Source organism: Dolichospermum circinale AWQC310F (genome assembly GCF_000426925.1).
GTDB lineage: Bacteria > Cyanobacteriota > Cyanobacteriia > Cyanobacteriales > Nostocaceae > Dolichospermum > Dolichospermum circinale.
The window spans coordinates 1-16,245 of record NZ_KE384670.1 but is presented as its reverse complement, the minus strand read 5'-3'; the positions used below and the strand labels follow the sequence as shown (position 1 = coordinate 16,245).

Genomic DNA, 16,245 nt, shown 5'->3' with positions numbered 1-16,245 from the left:
ATTAAAGACTTTTATAGATTTGAAGATGATAAAGGGTTTTATCGGCTGGTAACGTTAACAGCAGCAGGTATCAGAAAAGGTGATTCAGGTAAACCTTGGCGTGGTATTAACCCTACAGATGTTGGTCGTCACTGGGCATTACCTGTCAAAGCAATTGAAAGCTTAATTAATGGTAATTCTAAGTCACTATCAACACAAGAAAAACTAGATATTCTAGATGCTAATAATCTAATCTACTGGCCAGTGAAAGGGCAAGTACCACAATATAAGAGATATTTAGATGAAGCTCCAGGTACACAGATTCAAGATATAATTAGTGATATTAAACCTGTTTCTTCTCAAGCTAAAGAACGGTTAGGATATCCTACTCAAAAACCTTTATCTTTATTAGAAAGAATTATCCAAGCTAGTAGTAATAAAAATGATATTGTCCTTGATCCCTTTTGTGGATGTGGTACAGCTATCCACGCAGCAGAAAATTTAGGGAGAAATTGGATCGGTATTGATATCACTCATTTAGCAATTGCTTTAATAGAAAAACGATTAAGAGATGCCTTTCCTAACAAATTTATTGAAGATGAAAATAAAAATCAAAAGTTAGTTCCAGGGATTGAATTTGAAGTAGAAGGTACACCCCAAGATTTAGCAGCAGCAGAGGATTTATTTACAAGAGATCCTTATCAATTTGAATGGTGGGCTTGTTCTCTTGTGAATGCACAACCATATAAAGATAAAAAGAAAGGTGCAGATGGTGGTATTGATGGATTGATATTTTTTGAAGATGTAATAGATATCAAAAAATCAAATAAAACTGCTGTGAAAAAGATTATTGTCAGTGTTAAAGGTGGGAAAAATCTTAACCCAGCGATGATTAGAGATTTACGCGGTACAATGGAGACAAATAAGGCAGAAATAGGATTGTTTGTGACTCTCACACCTCCTAGTCAACCAATGATTAAAGAAGCAGCATCTTCAGGTTTTTATAAAGCTGGAAATGGCAGAAATTACGCGAAAGTGCAAATTTTAACTATTGAAGAATTATTAACAGCACAAAAACGACCAGAGTTTTTTGATATGAAACAGGGAGAATTGACATTTAAGAAAGCACAAAGGGAAAATCAAGATATAGGAGAACAGGGGAATTTATTTTCCCATTCCTGAAAATTAGGTAAAATAAATGAATATGGAAAAAGTTCCAGTTAACCCAGAATCTTTTCCACAAATTAAAATACAAATCAAAAATTTATTAACCCCCTTTCCCAACAACTAAATTCAAAAAATAATTGCTTCTAACAACTAACAACTGATGCACTTCTTAAACCTTGCACAGTAGAAATTACCTGTTGGGCAACTTGATCAATTTCCTCAACTGTATTAAATCTGCCAATCCCAAATCGCACGGAAGCATAAGCTAATTTATCTGAATGTCCCAAGGCTTTCAAAACATAGGAAGGGGCAACATTATTAGAAGAACAAGCAGAACCAGAAGATACAGCTACTATTGATTGTAAACCTAAAGAAAGTGCAGCACCATCTACACCTTCAACACTAATATTTAAGTTTCCTGCTAATCGTTTTTGAGGATGTCCATTTAAGTAAATTCCTCCGACATTGGATATCTGTTTCCACAATCTTTCTCTTAATTCTATTAATCGTTGATTTTCTGTTTCCTGTTCAGCTATTGCAATTTCTACAGCTTTACCAAAACCGACAATTTGCGGTGTATATAAAGTCCCCGAACGCATTCCTCTTTCATGTCCTCCCCCATGTTGTTGAGAAGCAAGTTTAACTCTTGGGTTACGTCTGCGAACATATAAAGCCCCAATTCCCTTTGGTCCATAAACTTTATGGGCTGTGAGAGACATTAAATCAATATTCATTTTTTCCACATCTAAAGGTATTTTACCAATAGCTTGGGCTGCGTCTGTGTGCAAAATAATTTGCCGTTGACGACACATTTCTCCAATTTCGGCTATTGGTTGTAAAACTCCAATTTCATTATTGGCAGCCATTACAGATACTAAAATTGTATCATCACGCAAAGCTTTTTCTAACTGATTTAAGTCAATTAATCCATCTTTTTCTACTGGTAAAACGGTGAGATTAAAACCCAGATTTTTTAAATATTCACAAGGATCTAAAACAGCTTTATGTTCCGTGGCAATAGTTACAATATGTTGACCTTTTTGGAAATAAGCTTCAGCAATACCTTTAATAGCTAAATTATTCGCTTCCGTTGCACCGCTGGTAAAAACAATTTCCTCTGGTGTTGCGTTAATTGCTGCTGCTAAAATTTCCCGTGTTTGTTTAACAGCAGCTTCAGATTCCCAACCGTAAATATGGCTAATACTAGCCGCATTCCCAAACTTTTCTGTAAAGTAGGGAATCATAGCAGCCATTACCCGTTCATCAACGGGGGTAGTAGCATGACAATCGAGGTAGATAGGACGACTGGACATAATTAATTCACAGTTAATTCAAAATTTGACCTAGTTTTTTTAAGATTCGGAAAACTTGATAAAGTTCGTTTTCTCGCTTCAAGAGTGTAAATTGATCAGACAAAGCGTATTGGGCTTGATTAATTTGCGAAAATTTGATAAAAATAAAATCACTTCCATTCATTACCAATCCAAATAGAGCTTTTGTAGGATGAGGATTAGCCAGCATATAAGTAAGTGCTTGAGGTATGGCTTCTAAGAGAGAAAAAGTAGGTTTTTTAGATTCAATTACCAATAACCATAATTGTTGTTGGATAACTAAAACATCAATTTTACCTCTGATAACTTCGTCTTCATTTTCGACTGCGATTTCTATTGATGATTCACTTCTAATAAAGAAAGGTTCATCATAAAATCCAGCTAAACTCAGTAAGGGAGATAAAACTACTAACTTGACTGTTTCTTCCGATAAAGGAGGATATTTAGCTAATCGGAGAAAATGCAATTTTACTTTGTCTAGATATTGTTTTTCTAAATCAGAGATTTCTGGCAAATTTTCTAACCATTCAGGAAAAAATGCTTCATTGTCGGTTTGTTCTAGACTAAATCTTGCTTCTAAATAGGCAGTGCCTGTATTTTGCGCTTGGATGAATTGAACCATAATACAAAGAATAGAATTGATATTCCTATTGTATAGGGTGGGAATGGTTATATTATTTCATTAACATAATTCAGTAAAGTAAAGTTTAAATTAATTAACATTTGGAAAATCAAATATCTAATGGTGAGAAATCACAGCTATATCAACAAAATATGACAAATCAGACCATAAAACTTTAAATAGCTGCTAATTCCTTGATTTTTTTGAGTACAGATTCGGCATGACCTTTTGTTTTGACATTAGGCCAAACGTAGGCGATAATCTTATCAGGTGAAATTAGGAAAGTTGAACGGGCAACTCCCATATATTCTTTACCCATAAACTTCTTTAAACGCCATGCACCATAGGCTTCTATTAATTGATGTTCAGGATCAGTTAATAGGGTAATTGATAAATTGTGTTTGTCTATAAATTTACAATGAGATGCGGCAGAATCTGGACTAACACCGATGATTTTTGCCCCTGCTGCGGTAAATTTGGAGGATAATTCTGTAAAGTCTTGTGCTTCGGTGGTGCAGCCTGGTGTATTATCTTTAGGGTAAAAATAGAGAACTGTCCACTGATTTATATCAGCAAGATTGACTAGATGATTATTTTGGTCTGGGGTAGAAAAATCAGGTGCAGGTTGTCCAATTTGGGGAATATTGTTCATAATTAGTCTAGGAAAAATTAGGGATAATTGAAAATTATTGAATAATAGGGAAATTATTCACTGACATTTAAATCAATTTCTCGTCTACGAGGGACATCATAAACCATAAAATCATGAGCCATAATTGTTTTAGGAAAAATTGCCCGTGCTTCTTTTAGTAAGTCTTTTAATTCAATGCTATTTCCTGGAGCATAACGCGGACTAAAATGAGTCATAATTAGTTTATGAACTCCCGCACCATAAGCTGTTTGTGCAGCCATTGTAGTCGTAGAGTGGAGTCTTTGAAATGCCATGTCTGAATCTTGATGAGCAAAAGTAGCTTCGTGAATTAATACGTCTGCATCAAGAGCTAGTTGCACCGCACCCTCACAATAAACTGTATCTGTACAATAGGCAATTTTTCGTCCAATTTCTATTGGTCCACATAGTTCACTACCATTAATTACTCTTCCATCTTCTAGTGTAACTGTTTCACCGCGTTTAAGTTTACCATAGATTGGACCAGAAGGAATTTCTAAGGACTTGGCTTTGTCTATATCAAAACGTCCGGTTCTATCTTTTTCTGCTACTCGATAGCCAAAAGCGGGAATACGGTGATGTAAAAGACCACAAGTAACAGTAAATTCCTCATCCTCATAAATTACCCCTGGTTGGACAGTATGCACTTTAATGGGGTAAGAAAAGTGAGTGTGGGAGTAACGGGAAGCAGCTTGCAAATACTCGTTTAAGCCCGATGGACCGTAGATATCAATTTTATCTACATTACCGGCTAAACCGCAACTAGCAAGTAATCCCATTAAGCCAAAAATATGATCACCGTGCATATGGGTGACGAAAATTCGGGATAGTTGGCTAATTTTTAATTCACTTCGCAAAATTTGATGCTGAGTTCCCTCTCCACAGTCAAATAACCACAATTCTGCCCGTTGTGGCAACCTCAGCGCCACGCTGGAAACATTGCGTGATTTTGTAGGTACACCAGAACTCGTCCCTAAGAATGTAATTTGCACGGCGTTTTTTAGCTTTCCTTTTGCTTATCGTTCTCGATTATCTATCTTGGCACAGTATTGGCAAAGTTAGCTATTGGAAAAATCAGAATATGAATATTTTCTAAAAATAGCAATTTTTATTGCCACCAAAAAGAACTTGGCAAAGGCCAAGATAACTCACAAAGAGTACCTTGAGGATAAAGAGAAACTCGTCTAAATTTACCTTTAATTTGTTGTGCTAATTTTTTAAATTGTTTTGTTCCCCAACCTTCTCTTGATGAATAAGTTCCTAAACCATTATCCAAAATACTGAGAGTGTAACGTCCTTGAGATATAGAATAACTAACTTGTAAACAGGTGATTTCTGTGGCGTGTTTACCAACATTACACAAGGCTTCTTCTAAAAATCGGCAAACTCCTCGTTTATTTTCAATACTTAAATTGTTGTCATGGATAGGTTCAAAATTGTGAATTTTTAGTTTGAGAGTTTTAAAGCAGGGAAAATCTCGATCTAAGGTGTAGCTATAAACTTGATAGAGAATTTCATGTAAAGGGTTTCGCAAATCTATGACTAGATTGTTTCCTAGATAAAGGCTGGTATTTTGGTTAAGAGTTTCTTGTTGCCAAAATTCATACATTCCTCGTAGTTCTTGATTTAATTCTTCAAGTTCTTTTTCTATTAAAGGTAGTAATTTATTAACTGGTAAATCCTGTCCTTTGACTATTTTTAAAACTTTAGCTAAACTTTGTAATGGTCCATTATGAATAGTTTCTATTTTCAGTTCAATTAGATTTTGACGTGCTTTCACTATGGACTTCAAAGCTTTGTTGTAATAACATAAAGCTATAAGCATAATGCAATTTATAACTAGAATAAACATTGCTGAAATCAGAGAATCTGATGAATCCCAAATTAAAAAAAAATAGCTGATGAACTCTAAACTAAAAATAGTAATGATAATTCCTGCTAACTTTTCCCCAGAAACAAAACAAGGTTTTTTTGGGAATCTTTTAAAGATTTGGGTTTGCATAAGCTGATCTTCCAGTATTAATAACTTAATTATGGAAAACACCTGATTAATTTTACTAACTTTATTTGTTAGTTAATCAATTAATCCTTCTTCTCTAGCTTTGATTTCTGTTTGAATACGGATGTTTTTACCTTCTTCTGGGTAAATGCTTAAAGCGTCTTGTAACTTACTCCAATAATGACGTACCATACGTTCAGATATACACATATTTTTAGCAATTACTTTATCTTGTAATCCTTGTTCAAAAGCTAGGTTCAGCACTTGCAACCACTCTGGTTTTATCTCTAACCCTGAGTGTATTCCTTTAATATCTTTTGTGTGAGTTAATCCCTGTAATGCCCAATCAACTCTAGTTAACATTTCTGCGGTAGAAAGACTTTTATCAGCGACAGTAAAGCCTCCTTGATGATTATCAATATAAGGACGAATACGCACTAATGTTTTCACGTGAGCGCTTTGAACAACAAGATTTAGATGAGAATAATTTTCCATCAAAACTTTCAGAAATTGAATACCTATATCAACTCGCGCTGTCATTTCTAATTTTTCAGGTATGGAAAGATCCATAACTAGCAAATCAGGTTGACAGATAGCAATTTCCTCTAAAGCATGACTAGCATTTGTAGCAATATTAAGTTGAGCATTAGGATAGTTTTTTCGTAGTATTTCAACTGTTCCATTTAAAACTGATTCGTGATCATCAATGACCATAAATTTTAAACTTGATTTTTTTGATAAAACTTGTTTCATATCTAATCATTGTCTCCATATTTACACACTTAACAAATTTCGATTGCTATCTACTACTATCAATTGCTTTTTACTAGATTCTATTACCTATCAATGATTTACTATGAGGGGTATGACCCCTCACTATACTAAAAACTCTTAAAAAATGCTAAGATTACTAGGTATATTTATTACTATAAAAATTATCTCCATTTAATAATAAATTAGTCTTAATCACAGTTTTGAGAGATATAGTATCTGATGCTATGCAAGCTATTAAGTAATTGGATTGTGATCAACAAATTTAACTATATCAAGAAACCTAAACCACATAAAACCATTACTAAAACTGTGATTATTGTGCTTAATATTTCCTTGTATACAAGGAAGAATCGCTGGGTAAACTACTTAATATAAAATAATTAAACATAATAACTTTAAAAACAAAGTATATAAGAAAAAGGTCTAGTAACCACAAAAACTATTTCCTCTTGTATGAGTACATTTTTATTTTTAAAAATGACAATTATTCAGGTCAAATTACTTACCAATAAAAATGCCAAGTTGACATCAAATTCTTGTGAAAGTAGGAGCATTTACCCGATATTAGGAATTTAAAGATATCGTAAATATATTCTAATTCTGGTAAATGGGAATAAAAAATCAAAGTAGACAGATCAGGATAGGAAATTTTTACAGCCAATAGTGCTATACTTCCTATTTGTTTGAGAGTTACATGAATATAAATCGGGAGTAAAATTTCTGTTTCTGGTAAAGTTATTCTGAGTAATTCTTCTAAAACCCTTAAAATTGTCCAACTACATTCAGGTTCTTCAATTCTCCAGGAAATTGGCATATTCACCTGAAAATCTAGATGGGGATAGGAGTTAATCCAAGGTTCTAGTAAACACTCAATACATAAGGGTAAACTATCTTGAATAGATATCGGACATAAGCGATCGCTCAATTGTACTAAAGAATGATGAAAGTTATCAATTTTGTTGATATAGGACTGAATTTCTGTCACTGATAAACTTAGTTTATCCATAACTAATAAATCTAAATTACGTCGGATTGTAAAAGATTCCTGTAATAAATCATCACGGACTTTTTCAGATTCTAGAAATAGTTTGAGAAATTCCCTATAAAACCACCACTGTAAGGCTTGCTTAATTCTTGGCTCAGATGTCATAAACTTAATCATGATTATGACTTAGTTAAATTAGAAATTACTCCCCTTAGTCCCCCCTGACAAAAGGAGGAGATTGTTCCCTCTTGTAAATGGGGGAGAGATTGTTCCCTCTGAGGAAAGTGGAAAGTTAGGATGAGATCTTTGTGGTACTTCATAAACCTGAAATTTGCTGTATGTTTTTTATAACCCTTGTAGAGAGGTTTGATGAAATGTCGCTACTTCTTGGTTAGCTAATCACAAATCAGCAATCAATCTGGCTTTTCTTAACATAAATTGTAATACTGTTTCTTCCTTAGAAATAATATCGGCTGTACCATTCATCCCTGACTGAAGAAAACACTGACGATCATTATTTCCAAATGAACTTTTTTCGGGTTTAATTGTAGCTTCAAAGTAGTTAGCACCAGGAGAAATTACAGTATTTGTATCTTTGCTTGGAGATGTAATTGCATCAGGAGAAATCGTTTTAACAACGCCCTTAGCAGTTCCATAATCAGGATATGGACAAGCATCAACACGAAGTTGTGCTTTTTGACCAACAGCAATTTTATTAATTTCCGCGCTAGGAATGAGAGCTTTAATTACTAAAGAAGTACGATCCTCAGGTACAATCTCAGCAATAGATTCACCAGCGCGAACAACTTGTCCAGAATTTCGTAAATTTAGTTTCAAAATAATCCCATTGCTAGTAGCAATAATACTGCTATTTTTTCGCTGATTTTCTAGCTGTTGAAGTTCTTTTTGTAATTGTTTGATTTGAGTTTGTATTTCAACCAACCGCTGAATTAAGCCTACCCGTTCTTTATTTAAAGCAGCTATATTTGCTTCACCTTTAGCAATTTCTTGAGCAATACGTTCTTGTGCCATATTCATCATTGCTGTAGTTGGATTAATTGCAGCTTTATTTAATTTCAGTTTGATATTAGCGATATCAACAGCTTTTTTTACAGTTTCTAGTGTTAACGTCGTTTGTTGAACAATTAGCTGTTTTTGCTCAAATTCTCGGTTACTAATTACCCCCATTTCTGCCAATTGTTGATAGCGATCACGATCTACTTTTGCAAATTCTAAGTCAGCTTCAGCTTTTTGTAAATCTACTAATTGTTTTTGAATATTTAGCTGGGCTGTTATTAATTCACCTTCAGTATTAACCTTTCGCTCCTCATATTCCCTTTGATTTTTTAACAAATCTTCTTTAGCGGAAGTAACAACCCTTTGTATGACTTTTTTTTCAGCCATTATTTGATTATTTAAAGTTCGGTTTTGAGCATAAATTTGTAAAATTTGTAATTTATTTTGGTTGATATTTTCTTCTAATTGACTTTTTTTAATCAGCAATTGTTCAGTATCTAAAATGGCTATTACTTCTCCTTGTTTAACAATTTGATTTTCCTTGACTAAGATAGTTTTAATAGTCCCTTCTACCTTTGATTGCACCACACGAGTTTCACCTATGGGACGAACAATAGCATTAGCTTTTACGGTGACATTATATTTCACCCATGAAGATAAATAAATACCAGTCATAACAGTTCCAATTAGAAATACACCTGCTAAAGATGTCCAAATACTTATAGCTGGAAGTGAATTATCAGTGCCAATTACAGAATTAAATTCTTGATCATGAGTGTAAAGCATGATTATCTAAAGGATGAATAATATATAGGATTCCTATCACAAATAGCAGATGGTTTTACCCCTCCCTAAACCTCTCCTTAACAAGGGTAAGGGAGTCATTTCCCCAGGTTACAAACAAGGGGATAAATACAAGGGGAATTAAGGAATTAGAAAATCTAAATGATCTCCGGGTTTAGTGCGTAAATCCTCTAAAGAACCCTCTAATTTCAACCTACCTTGATCTATCAAAACAATCCAGTCAGCCCGATTAATTACTTTAGGTCTGTGAGTAATTAAAATAGTTGTTTTCCCTCGACGATGTTTAAATAATTGATCTAAAACTTGGGCTTCACTAACTGGATCAAGTCCACCAGTAGATTCATCTAAAATCAAAATTGGTGGGTCTGTAACAATGGCTCTAGCTATAGCTAATCTTTGTCTTTGTCCACCAGAAATATTAGCACCAAATTCTCCTAAAATAGTTTGATATGTTTCCGGTAACTTATTGATAAATTCATCAGCACCAGAAATTTGACAAGCTTGAACAATCTGCTCAAAGCTAACATGAGGCGCTCCTAATCGAAAATTATCAATAATAGAACGACTCCAAAAATGAGCATCCTGGGGAACAAGAACCACTTGTTGACGCAGACATTCTAAAGAAAGGTCTTGAAGGTTATAAATTCCAATTTGGATATTACCAGATTGCAGAGGATATAACCCAGCTATTAATTTAGCTAAGGTACTTTTACCACATCCAGATTTACCAATTAAAGCCACAACTTGACCACCAGGAATTGTTAAAGAAAAACCTTCTAAAAAGTCAATTCTTCCTGCATAGTGAAACTTCAAATTCTTACAAAAAATATTAGCATTTTCGGGAATTTTCGCAACAGGTTTTTTGCCATAATCTTCATTTTCTGGAGTAGCATCAATAACTTCTGTTAAACGTTGGGTTGCAGTTTTCGCACGGGTAAATTCTTCAACAAAGCCAATAACTGTACCAATTAAACCCAAAAAATTCCCATTCATAGAGTTAAATGCTAGTAATTTACCAATACTGAGATTTTCAGCGGGATTAATTACTAAATAGCCACCGAACCAAAGTAAAATAACACCACCAATAGCAGAAATAAAACCAGAAAAAGTATTATTAATGATGCCAATTTGGATAGTGCGAAACATGAGATTAGCTAGACGAATAAAACGGCTTTCTAATTCATCTAAAAATTGGGGTGCTGAGGTAGTTGTTTTGAGAGTTAATGCTCCTTTAAAAGTTTCGACTAAAACCCCTTGGGTTTCCGCTTCTTGAACTAAAAGTTCACGAGTTTTGTGTTGTAAACTTGGCTGAAAAATAATAGTTGATAATGTCATTATTACCGAGATTAATAATGCTATTCCGGTTAATTTCCAGCTATAAAAAATCATCAAGCCTAGAGAAATCAACGCAATAAAAAATCGGCTGGGTAAGGTAACAACCAATTGAGCCACTAATTGATTAATTTGTTCAATATCTTGCAACCTACTAACTATTTCACCACTGCGTCGAGCTTCGTAATAACTTAAAGGTAAACGCAAAATTTGTCTACCAAAATCTAAAACTAGACCTAATTGTAAGCGTTGAGCAAAGTTAGCAATTAGGTTAGATTGGACAAAGGAAAGGCTATTAGAAACAAAATTCATAACTACTACAGAAATCGCTACAGTAGTTAGTAATTTTGTGTCACCTCTAACTAACACATCATCAGTGAGAATTTGTAATAAGAAAGGAGAAGCTAAAGATAACAAACCCAAGATCAAATTTAAAGGTAGAACTTGGACTAAAATAGCCCGATAAATCCAAACTCGTCGAAAGAAACGCCAAAAGCCACCTGTTTTATCACTTTCTTGTTCAAAAAAGCGAATAGGATCTGGTTCTAGTAAGAGAATTAACCAATCTTTCCAACCATCAATTAAATCTTTTTGAGAAAGATGACGAACCCCGACTCCCGGATCTGCAATGACAAAATTTTTGCCTTTTTTACCGTATAAAACAACCCAATGATTTCCTTTCCAGTGAATAATTGCTGGTAAGGGAGCTTCATTCATTCGATTAATTATTTCCGACGATGTTTTGACTGGACTAACTTTAAAACCCAGGCTTTCTGCACCTCGTCTTAACCCTAATAAAGTAGTTCCAAATTGTCCAGTTCCGACCACTTCCCGAATGCGACTGAGGGTAAAATTACGACCATAATATTTGGATATTGTAGCTAAACAAGCTGCACCACAATCTTCTTCACTATGTTGTTTAACAAATTGCAGTTTCATAAATAAATAACCATAGAAAAGAATCAAAATATATTATTTTTATTTCTATTGAATTAGTAGTAAACACTGGTAAATATAATCCGAATAGTAGAATATAAAATTATCTGATCCTGGTTCTATTTTTGTGCTAGAAAAAATTAAATATACTCGCTAAGAAGCTATTACCTCTTTTTCTCCTATTGCGACGACGGCCACCACCTCCACCAAATAATGAAGATAAAATAAAGGTTGTTTGAGAAAATTGATATTCAGTTTCATTTCTGACATATCCGCTAGAGTCTCCTTGAGAAATATTCATTTCATTACTTCCTCTAGTGTATATATTTGTATTTTGGTAGAACATATAAGACATTTCCAAGGGTAAAGATGATGACCTACCCCCAGATATAGACTCTTGTTCTTTTTCTGATAAATTTATGAACAGGTCGGAGTTTTCTATTTCTATATGATCAGACATGGTAAAACCTCTTGCTTCTAAAAAATAAGATTTATGTATCATTTTCTGTGATACATAAATCTTTCTCCAATTTGTTACGAGAAGTGCTATGAGTAAAATCTCAACGATCATTAAATACTATTAAATGATCCTATGTTTTTATTGTCTTTTACCACTTCTCTTTAACAGGTAGAATATTTCTAACTACCTACTTAAAGTCTATTTGGTACGGTTGTTACGGGTACTACTAAGTTGGCAGGGGCATTAGCTGCTAGAACAGTCTGAGCAGCACTATTGACGCTCAGAACTTTTTGCCCACCTACAGCAGTGCTACCTAAGAAGCCTGAACTAGCACCACCTAATTGCTCAGTAGCTGTACCACTAAAAGCAGTGCCATAGACTGCAAGATCAAAACCACCAGCTACGATTTCTTGTTGTTCAACAGATACTGCGGTAAATAAAGTAGACATGACTAAATTCTCCTTGATTTGAATTATTGCTGGGGGTTGTTTACTGCTCGGTTGCTGTTTTCCCCCTCGCTTGTTAATAGAATATCGAGGATTAATTAGATAATTCATTCTCATTTTGTGCAAACTTAATTACCAAATTTAGAACTAAATATTGCCGAAAAATACACGCCAATTTGACTCAATTATGTTCACTAAATAAAAAATTTCTGCTATGATTTCCTATCAACATGGCATTATCCACTTAAACAAAGTAAATCATAGCCCCCTCCTCGCTTGCGGGGAGGGGGTTGGGGGTGGGGTTTATTAAATATGTGTCCGCACCACAGTTTCTCTGGTTCAAATTTTTGGTGATGACTAGATTTAAAACTTGCCGTTATTCCCTGTAAACTAGAAAAATATGCGTCGGTGCAGCACCTATAACAATGTCTTTAAAAATAAATTCTGGATTATTTAGCGATAATTTCATAGATCATTACGCCGTTCTATGTGTAACAATTGATGCTGAATTTAAAGAAATTCGTCAACGTTATTTGCAAATTGTTCGGATATTGCACCCAGATAGTTCTCATTTGCTGGGTGACTTAGAAAAGGAGATAGCTAATAGTCTGTTATCAAAACTAGTTAACCCGGCTTATCAGAAATTGTCTGGAGAAAAAAACCGTCGGGAATATCTATCAATTTTGTCACAAATGGGTAAGCGATTGGCACAGGAAGCAGCATCAATCAAGGTTGAGACCCAATCAGCCAAAGAATTGTTAGCGGCCGCTAATGTTAGTGTGTCATATCAAAAAGCGATCGCCCAAATTGCTGAAACTCAATTTAATGATTTACAACAAGCACACAAAATTATCGGTGAAATTAGTGAGTTAAATCTAGTTTACCTGATGCGGACATCAGGACGGAAAATAACTAAACCTCCATCTAATCAGCCTCATAATCCTGGTCAAAAATTACCGTCAACTCAGACTCTACCATTAAAAGGAGAATCGTTAACAGAAAAATACCTGCGTCGCGCTCAAAATTTACTAGAAATAGACCAATTGTCCCAAGCCACAGTAGAATTACAGGATGCCTTAAAATTAGAGCCAAGAAATAGTCATTGCCATAGCTTAATGGCAATGGTATATTTAAAGCAAAATCAACTGAAAATGGCAAAAATTCACTTTGATAACGCTCTGAAGTTAAATCCCAAGGATAAAATAGCTTTGGAATGGAAACCCAAGGTAGATAAGGCTTTAGGAATTACCAACAGTGGTTCTCAAGGGACTTCCTCTTCTAAAAATGAAGAGAAGCAACCAGATAAGTCTGGAAAAGGCGGTTTGTTTGGCGGTTTGTTTGGTGGGAAGAAAAAATAATGGTGTATCAACCAGCAGCGGGAGCCAGGGATCTATTACCTTTAGATGTAGCGCAAAAACGCTGGATTGAAGATAGATTAGAACAAGTATTTCAGCGTTGGGGATATCACAGGATTATCACCTCAACCCTGGAAAGAATGGATACCTTGATGGCCGGTGAAGCAATTCAGCGTCAGATGGTGATTCAACTCCAAAATGGTCAAAATGAAGAATTGGGATTGCGTCCAGAATTGACGGCCTCTATCGCCCGGACAGTGGTAACTCGCATGACAGATGCCACCTATCCCCAGCGATTATATTACAATGCTAATGTGTTTCGTCCCAATTGGGAAGGCCGCCATAATCGTCAGCAAGAGTATTATCAAGCTGGGGTGGAGTTACTGGGTGCGGGAGGATTATTAGCTAATGCGGAAGTACTGCTGTTAGTAGCAGATTGTTTCACAGCATTGGATTTACAAGGGTGGCGGTTAATTCTAGGGGAAGCGGGAATTACTCGCTCCCTGTTTAATGCTTTTCCCCCGGAAATTAGAAATCAAGTCCGTACTGCGATCGCTCATTTAGATTATGTAACTCTTGATACCTTGCCTCTGGGGGAAGAACTACACCAGCGGGCTAAAATCATGTTGGATCTGCGGGGTGATAGTCAAGAGGTTTTAGAAAAAGTCAGTAGTTTAGATCTCGAACCAGACCAGCACGAAGCAATAAATAATCTAAAATTCCTAGTAGAATTACTAGAGGGTAAATTCCCCTTAATCGTTGATTTAAGCCTAATTCAAACCATTGACTACTACACAGGTATTGTATTTGAAGTAGTGAGTGATACAAATTTTCAGGCACAAGTTTTAGGAAGAGGTGGTCGCTATGACCAATTACTAGGTTTATATCATCCCCGGAGTGAAAGTATTCCCGGTATCGGCTTTGAACTGAGTATTGATGATTTATACCAAGTTCTCTCATTTAATCAGCAATTACCCCAGAATATCCCCGCGAGTCATTGGTTGGTAGTTCCAGAAACTCCTGGTGCTGAAGCTGCGGCTTTTGATTATGCGGAAAAATTGCGTAACAATCCTGAGTTATTGAGAGTAGAAATAGACTTGGGCGGGAGAGATGTAAGCGCGATTCGTCAATATGCAAGCGATCGCTCCATTACCAAAATTGCTTGGATTAAAACTGATGGTTCTCATACCATTGAAGCAGGATCATAAGTCAATAATAACGGACAAAAAAGAGGAGGAATGGGAAAAATGCCACATAGTATTGTTACAGACGTTTGTGAAGGAGTTGCTGACTGCGTAAGTGCTTGTCCTGTAGCTTGTATTCATGAAGGTCCAGGGAAAAACGTCAAAGGCACAGATTGGTACTGGATTGATTTTGCTACTTGTATTGATTGTGGCATCTGTCTCCAAGTTTGTCCGGTAGAAAATGCGATTTTGGCGGAAGAAAGACCAGAATTGCAAAAAACCCCAAAATAGTCATGGGTCAGTGGTCAGTGGTAAAAGAAAAACAACTGACAACTGACAAATAACAAATAACAACCGACAAATAACAACGAACAAATGACAAATAACTATTTATTAAAAGTAGAAAATGTCCATGCAGGATATATTAAAGATGTAGACATTTTACAAGGTATCAACTTCCACGTAGCAAATGGGGAATTGGTAACAGTAATTGGTCCCAATGGTGCGGGTAAATCAACATTAATCAAAACTATTTTTGGACTATTAACACCCCACACCGGAAAAATTACCTTTAAAAATCAGAACTTGGTAGGTTTAAAATCCAATCAAATTGTAGAAAAAGGTATGTCCTATGTTCCGCAAATTGCTAATGTTTTCCCCTCTTTAACCATAGATGAAAATTTAGAAATGGGGGCTTTTGTCAGAAATATCCCATTAAAACCCCTTAAAGATAAAATATACAATATGTTTCCGAGATTGAGCGATCGCTTGCGTCAACGAGCGGGGACTCTTTCTGGAGGAGAAAGACAAATGTTAGCCATGGGGAAAGCATTAATGTTAGAACCTAGTTTACTACTCTTAGATGAACCTTCAGCCGCATTATCTCCCATTTTGGTAAGTCAGGTATTTGAGCAAATTAAGGAAATTAGCCAATCGGGAACTGCTATAGTTTTAGTAGAGCAAAATGCCCGTAAAGCTTTAGAAATGGCAGACCGAGGTTATGTGTTAGAATCAGGAAAAGACGCTATCTCAGGACTTGGTAGAGAATTATTACATGATCCAAAAGTGGGAGAGTTATATTTAGGTGCTGGGAAAAGACATTAATAATTTTTTTCTCTCACGCAGAGGCGCAGAGGCGCAAAGAAGAGAGATTACTCAATAATAAGTAAGATTAGGGAATATGA

Annotated in this window: 16 protein-coding genes; 5 read left to right on the top strand and 11 right to left on the bottom strand. The window is 35.2% G+C overall.

The annotated features are described in order from the left end of the window. Positions 1–1,161: DNA methyltransferase (locus ACIR310F_RS21670; protein ID WP_231387399.1), on the top strand; the 1,161-nt coding region annotated here is incomplete at its 5' end. A 128-nt stretch (positions 1,162–1,289) separates the two neighbouring features. Here ACIR310F_RS21670 and ACIR310F_RS0105570 read toward each other — a convergent pair. The 11 genes from ACIR310F_RS0105570 to ACIR310F_RS21650 all read right to left on the bottom strand — a co-directional run bounded on the left by ACIR310F_RS0105570 (position 1,290) and on the right by ACIR310F_RS21650 (position 12,633). Then, positions 1,290–2,459 carry an IscS subfamily cysteine desulfurase gene (locus ACIR310F_RS0105570; protein ID WP_028082962.1) on the bottom strand — a complete coding sequence of 390 codons (1,170 nt, stop codon included), beginning with the start codon at positions 2,457–2,459 and terminating at the stop codon, positions 1,290–1,292. Between the two features lie 13 nt (positions 2,460–2,472). Continuing rightward, positions 2,473–3,099, bottom strand: a complete 627-nt coding sequence (locus ACIR310F_RS0105565) for a restriction endonuclease subunit R (RefSeq protein ID WP_028082961.1) — start codon at positions 3,097–3,099, stop codon at positions 2,473–2,475. 175 nt (positions 3,100–3,274) lie between these two features. Continuing rightward, the gene (bcp, locus tag ACIR310F_RS0105560; RefSeq protein ID WP_028082960.1) at positions 3,275–3,751 is read right to left on the bottom strand and encodes a thioredoxin-dependent thiol peroxidase; all 477 of its coding nucleotides are present in this window, start codon (positions 3,749–3,751) and stop codon (positions 3,275–3,277) included. Positions 3,752–3,804: 53 nt separating this feature from the next. After that, complete coding sequence (locus tag ACIR310F_RS0105555) at positions 3,805–4,761, bottom strand: ribonuclease Z (protein WP_028082959.1); 957 nt, start codon at positions 4,759–4,761, stop codon at positions 3,805–3,807. A gap of 116 nt (positions 4,762–4,877) precedes the next feature. Continuing rightward, positions 4,878–5,771: a sensor histidine kinase gene (locus ACIR310F_RS21665; RefSeq protein WP_051289483.1), complete on the bottom strand. Its 894-nt coding sequence runs from the start codon at positions 5,769–5,771 to the stop codon at positions 4,878–4,880. A 72-nt stretch (positions 5,772–5,843) separates the two neighbouring features. Continuing rightward, positions 5,844–6,521 carry a response regulator gene (locus ACIR310F_RS0105545; protein WP_028082958.1) on the bottom strand — a complete coding sequence of 226 codons (678 nt, stop codon included), beginning with the start codon at positions 6,519–6,521 and terminating at the stop codon, positions 5,844–5,846. 523 nt (positions 6,522–7,044) lie between these two features. After that, complete coding sequence (locus ACIR310F_RS21660) at positions 7,045–7,704, bottom strand: hypothetical protein (RefSeq protein ID WP_051289482.1); 660 nt, start codon at positions 7,702–7,704, stop codon at positions 7,045–7,047. A 222-nt stretch (positions 7,705–7,926) separates the two neighbouring features. Continuing rightward, the gene (locus ACIR310F_RS0105535) at positions 7,927–9,330 is read right to left on the bottom strand and encodes an HlyD family secretion protein (protein WP_028082957.1); all 1,404 of its coding nucleotides are present in this window, start codon (positions 9,328–9,330) and stop codon (positions 7,927–7,929) included. Positions 9,331–9,468: 138 nt separating this feature from the next. Next, the gene (locus ACIR310F_RS0105525) at positions 9,469–11,619 is read right to left on the bottom strand and encodes a peptidase domain-containing ABC transporter (RefSeq protein ID WP_028082956.1); all 2,151 of its coding nucleotides are present in this window, start codon (positions 11,617–11,619) and stop codon (positions 9,469–9,471) included. Positions 11,620–11,746: 127 nt separating this feature from the next. Continuing rightward, the gene (locus tag ACIR310F_RS23530) at positions 11,747–12,118 is read right to left on the bottom strand and encodes a hypothetical protein (protein ID WP_051289481.1); all 372 of its coding nucleotides are present in this window, start codon (positions 12,116–12,118) and stop codon (positions 11,747–11,749) included. Positions 12,119–12,267: 149 nt separating this feature from the next. Then, the gene (locus ACIR310F_RS21650) at positions 12,268–12,633 is read right to left on the bottom strand and encodes a CTB family bacteriocin (protein WP_035367662.1); all 366 of its coding nucleotides are present in this window, start codon (positions 12,631–12,633) and stop codon (positions 12,268–12,270) included. Between the two features lie 314 nt (positions 12,634–12,947). Here ACIR310F_RS21650 and ACIR310F_RS0105510 point away from each other — a divergent pair, with 314 nt between their 5' ends. The 4 genes from ACIR310F_RS0105510 to ACIR310F_RS0105495 all read left to right on the top strand — a co-directional run bounded on the left by ACIR310F_RS0105510 (position 12,948) and on the right by ACIR310F_RS0105495 (position 16,165). Beyond that, the gene (locus ACIR310F_RS0105510; RefSeq protein WP_028082955.1) at positions 12,948–13,880 is read left to right on the top strand and encodes a J domain-containing protein; all 933 of its coding nucleotides are present in this window, start codon (positions 12,948–12,950) and stop codon (positions 13,878–13,880) included. Continuing rightward, the gene (locus ACIR310F_RS0105505) at positions 13,880–15,085 is read left to right on the top strand and encodes an ATP phosphoribosyltransferase regulatory subunit (protein ID WP_028082954.1); all 1,206 of its coding nucleotides are present in this window, start codon (positions 13,880–13,882) and stop codon (positions 15,083–15,085) included. The genes ACIR310F_RS0105510 and ACIR310F_RS0105505 overlap by 1 nt, the downstream gene beginning before the upstream one ends. Positions 15,086–15,124: 39 nt before the next feature. Beyond that, positions 15,125–15,352, top strand: coding sequence for an indolepyruvate ferredoxin oxidoreductase subunit alpha (locus ACIR310F_RS0105500; RefSeq protein ID WP_028082953.1), 228 nt, complete (start codon positions 15,125–15,127; stop codon positions 15,350–15,352). A gap of 84 nt (positions 15,353–15,436) precedes the next feature. Further along, positions 15,437–16,165 (top strand): ABC transporter ATP-binding protein, encoded by a 729-nt coding sequence (locus ACIR310F_RS0105495; protein WP_028082952.1) that lies wholly within the window; start codon positions 15,437–15,439, stop codon positions 16,163–16,165. Positions 16,166–16,245: the final 80 nt, after the last annotated feature.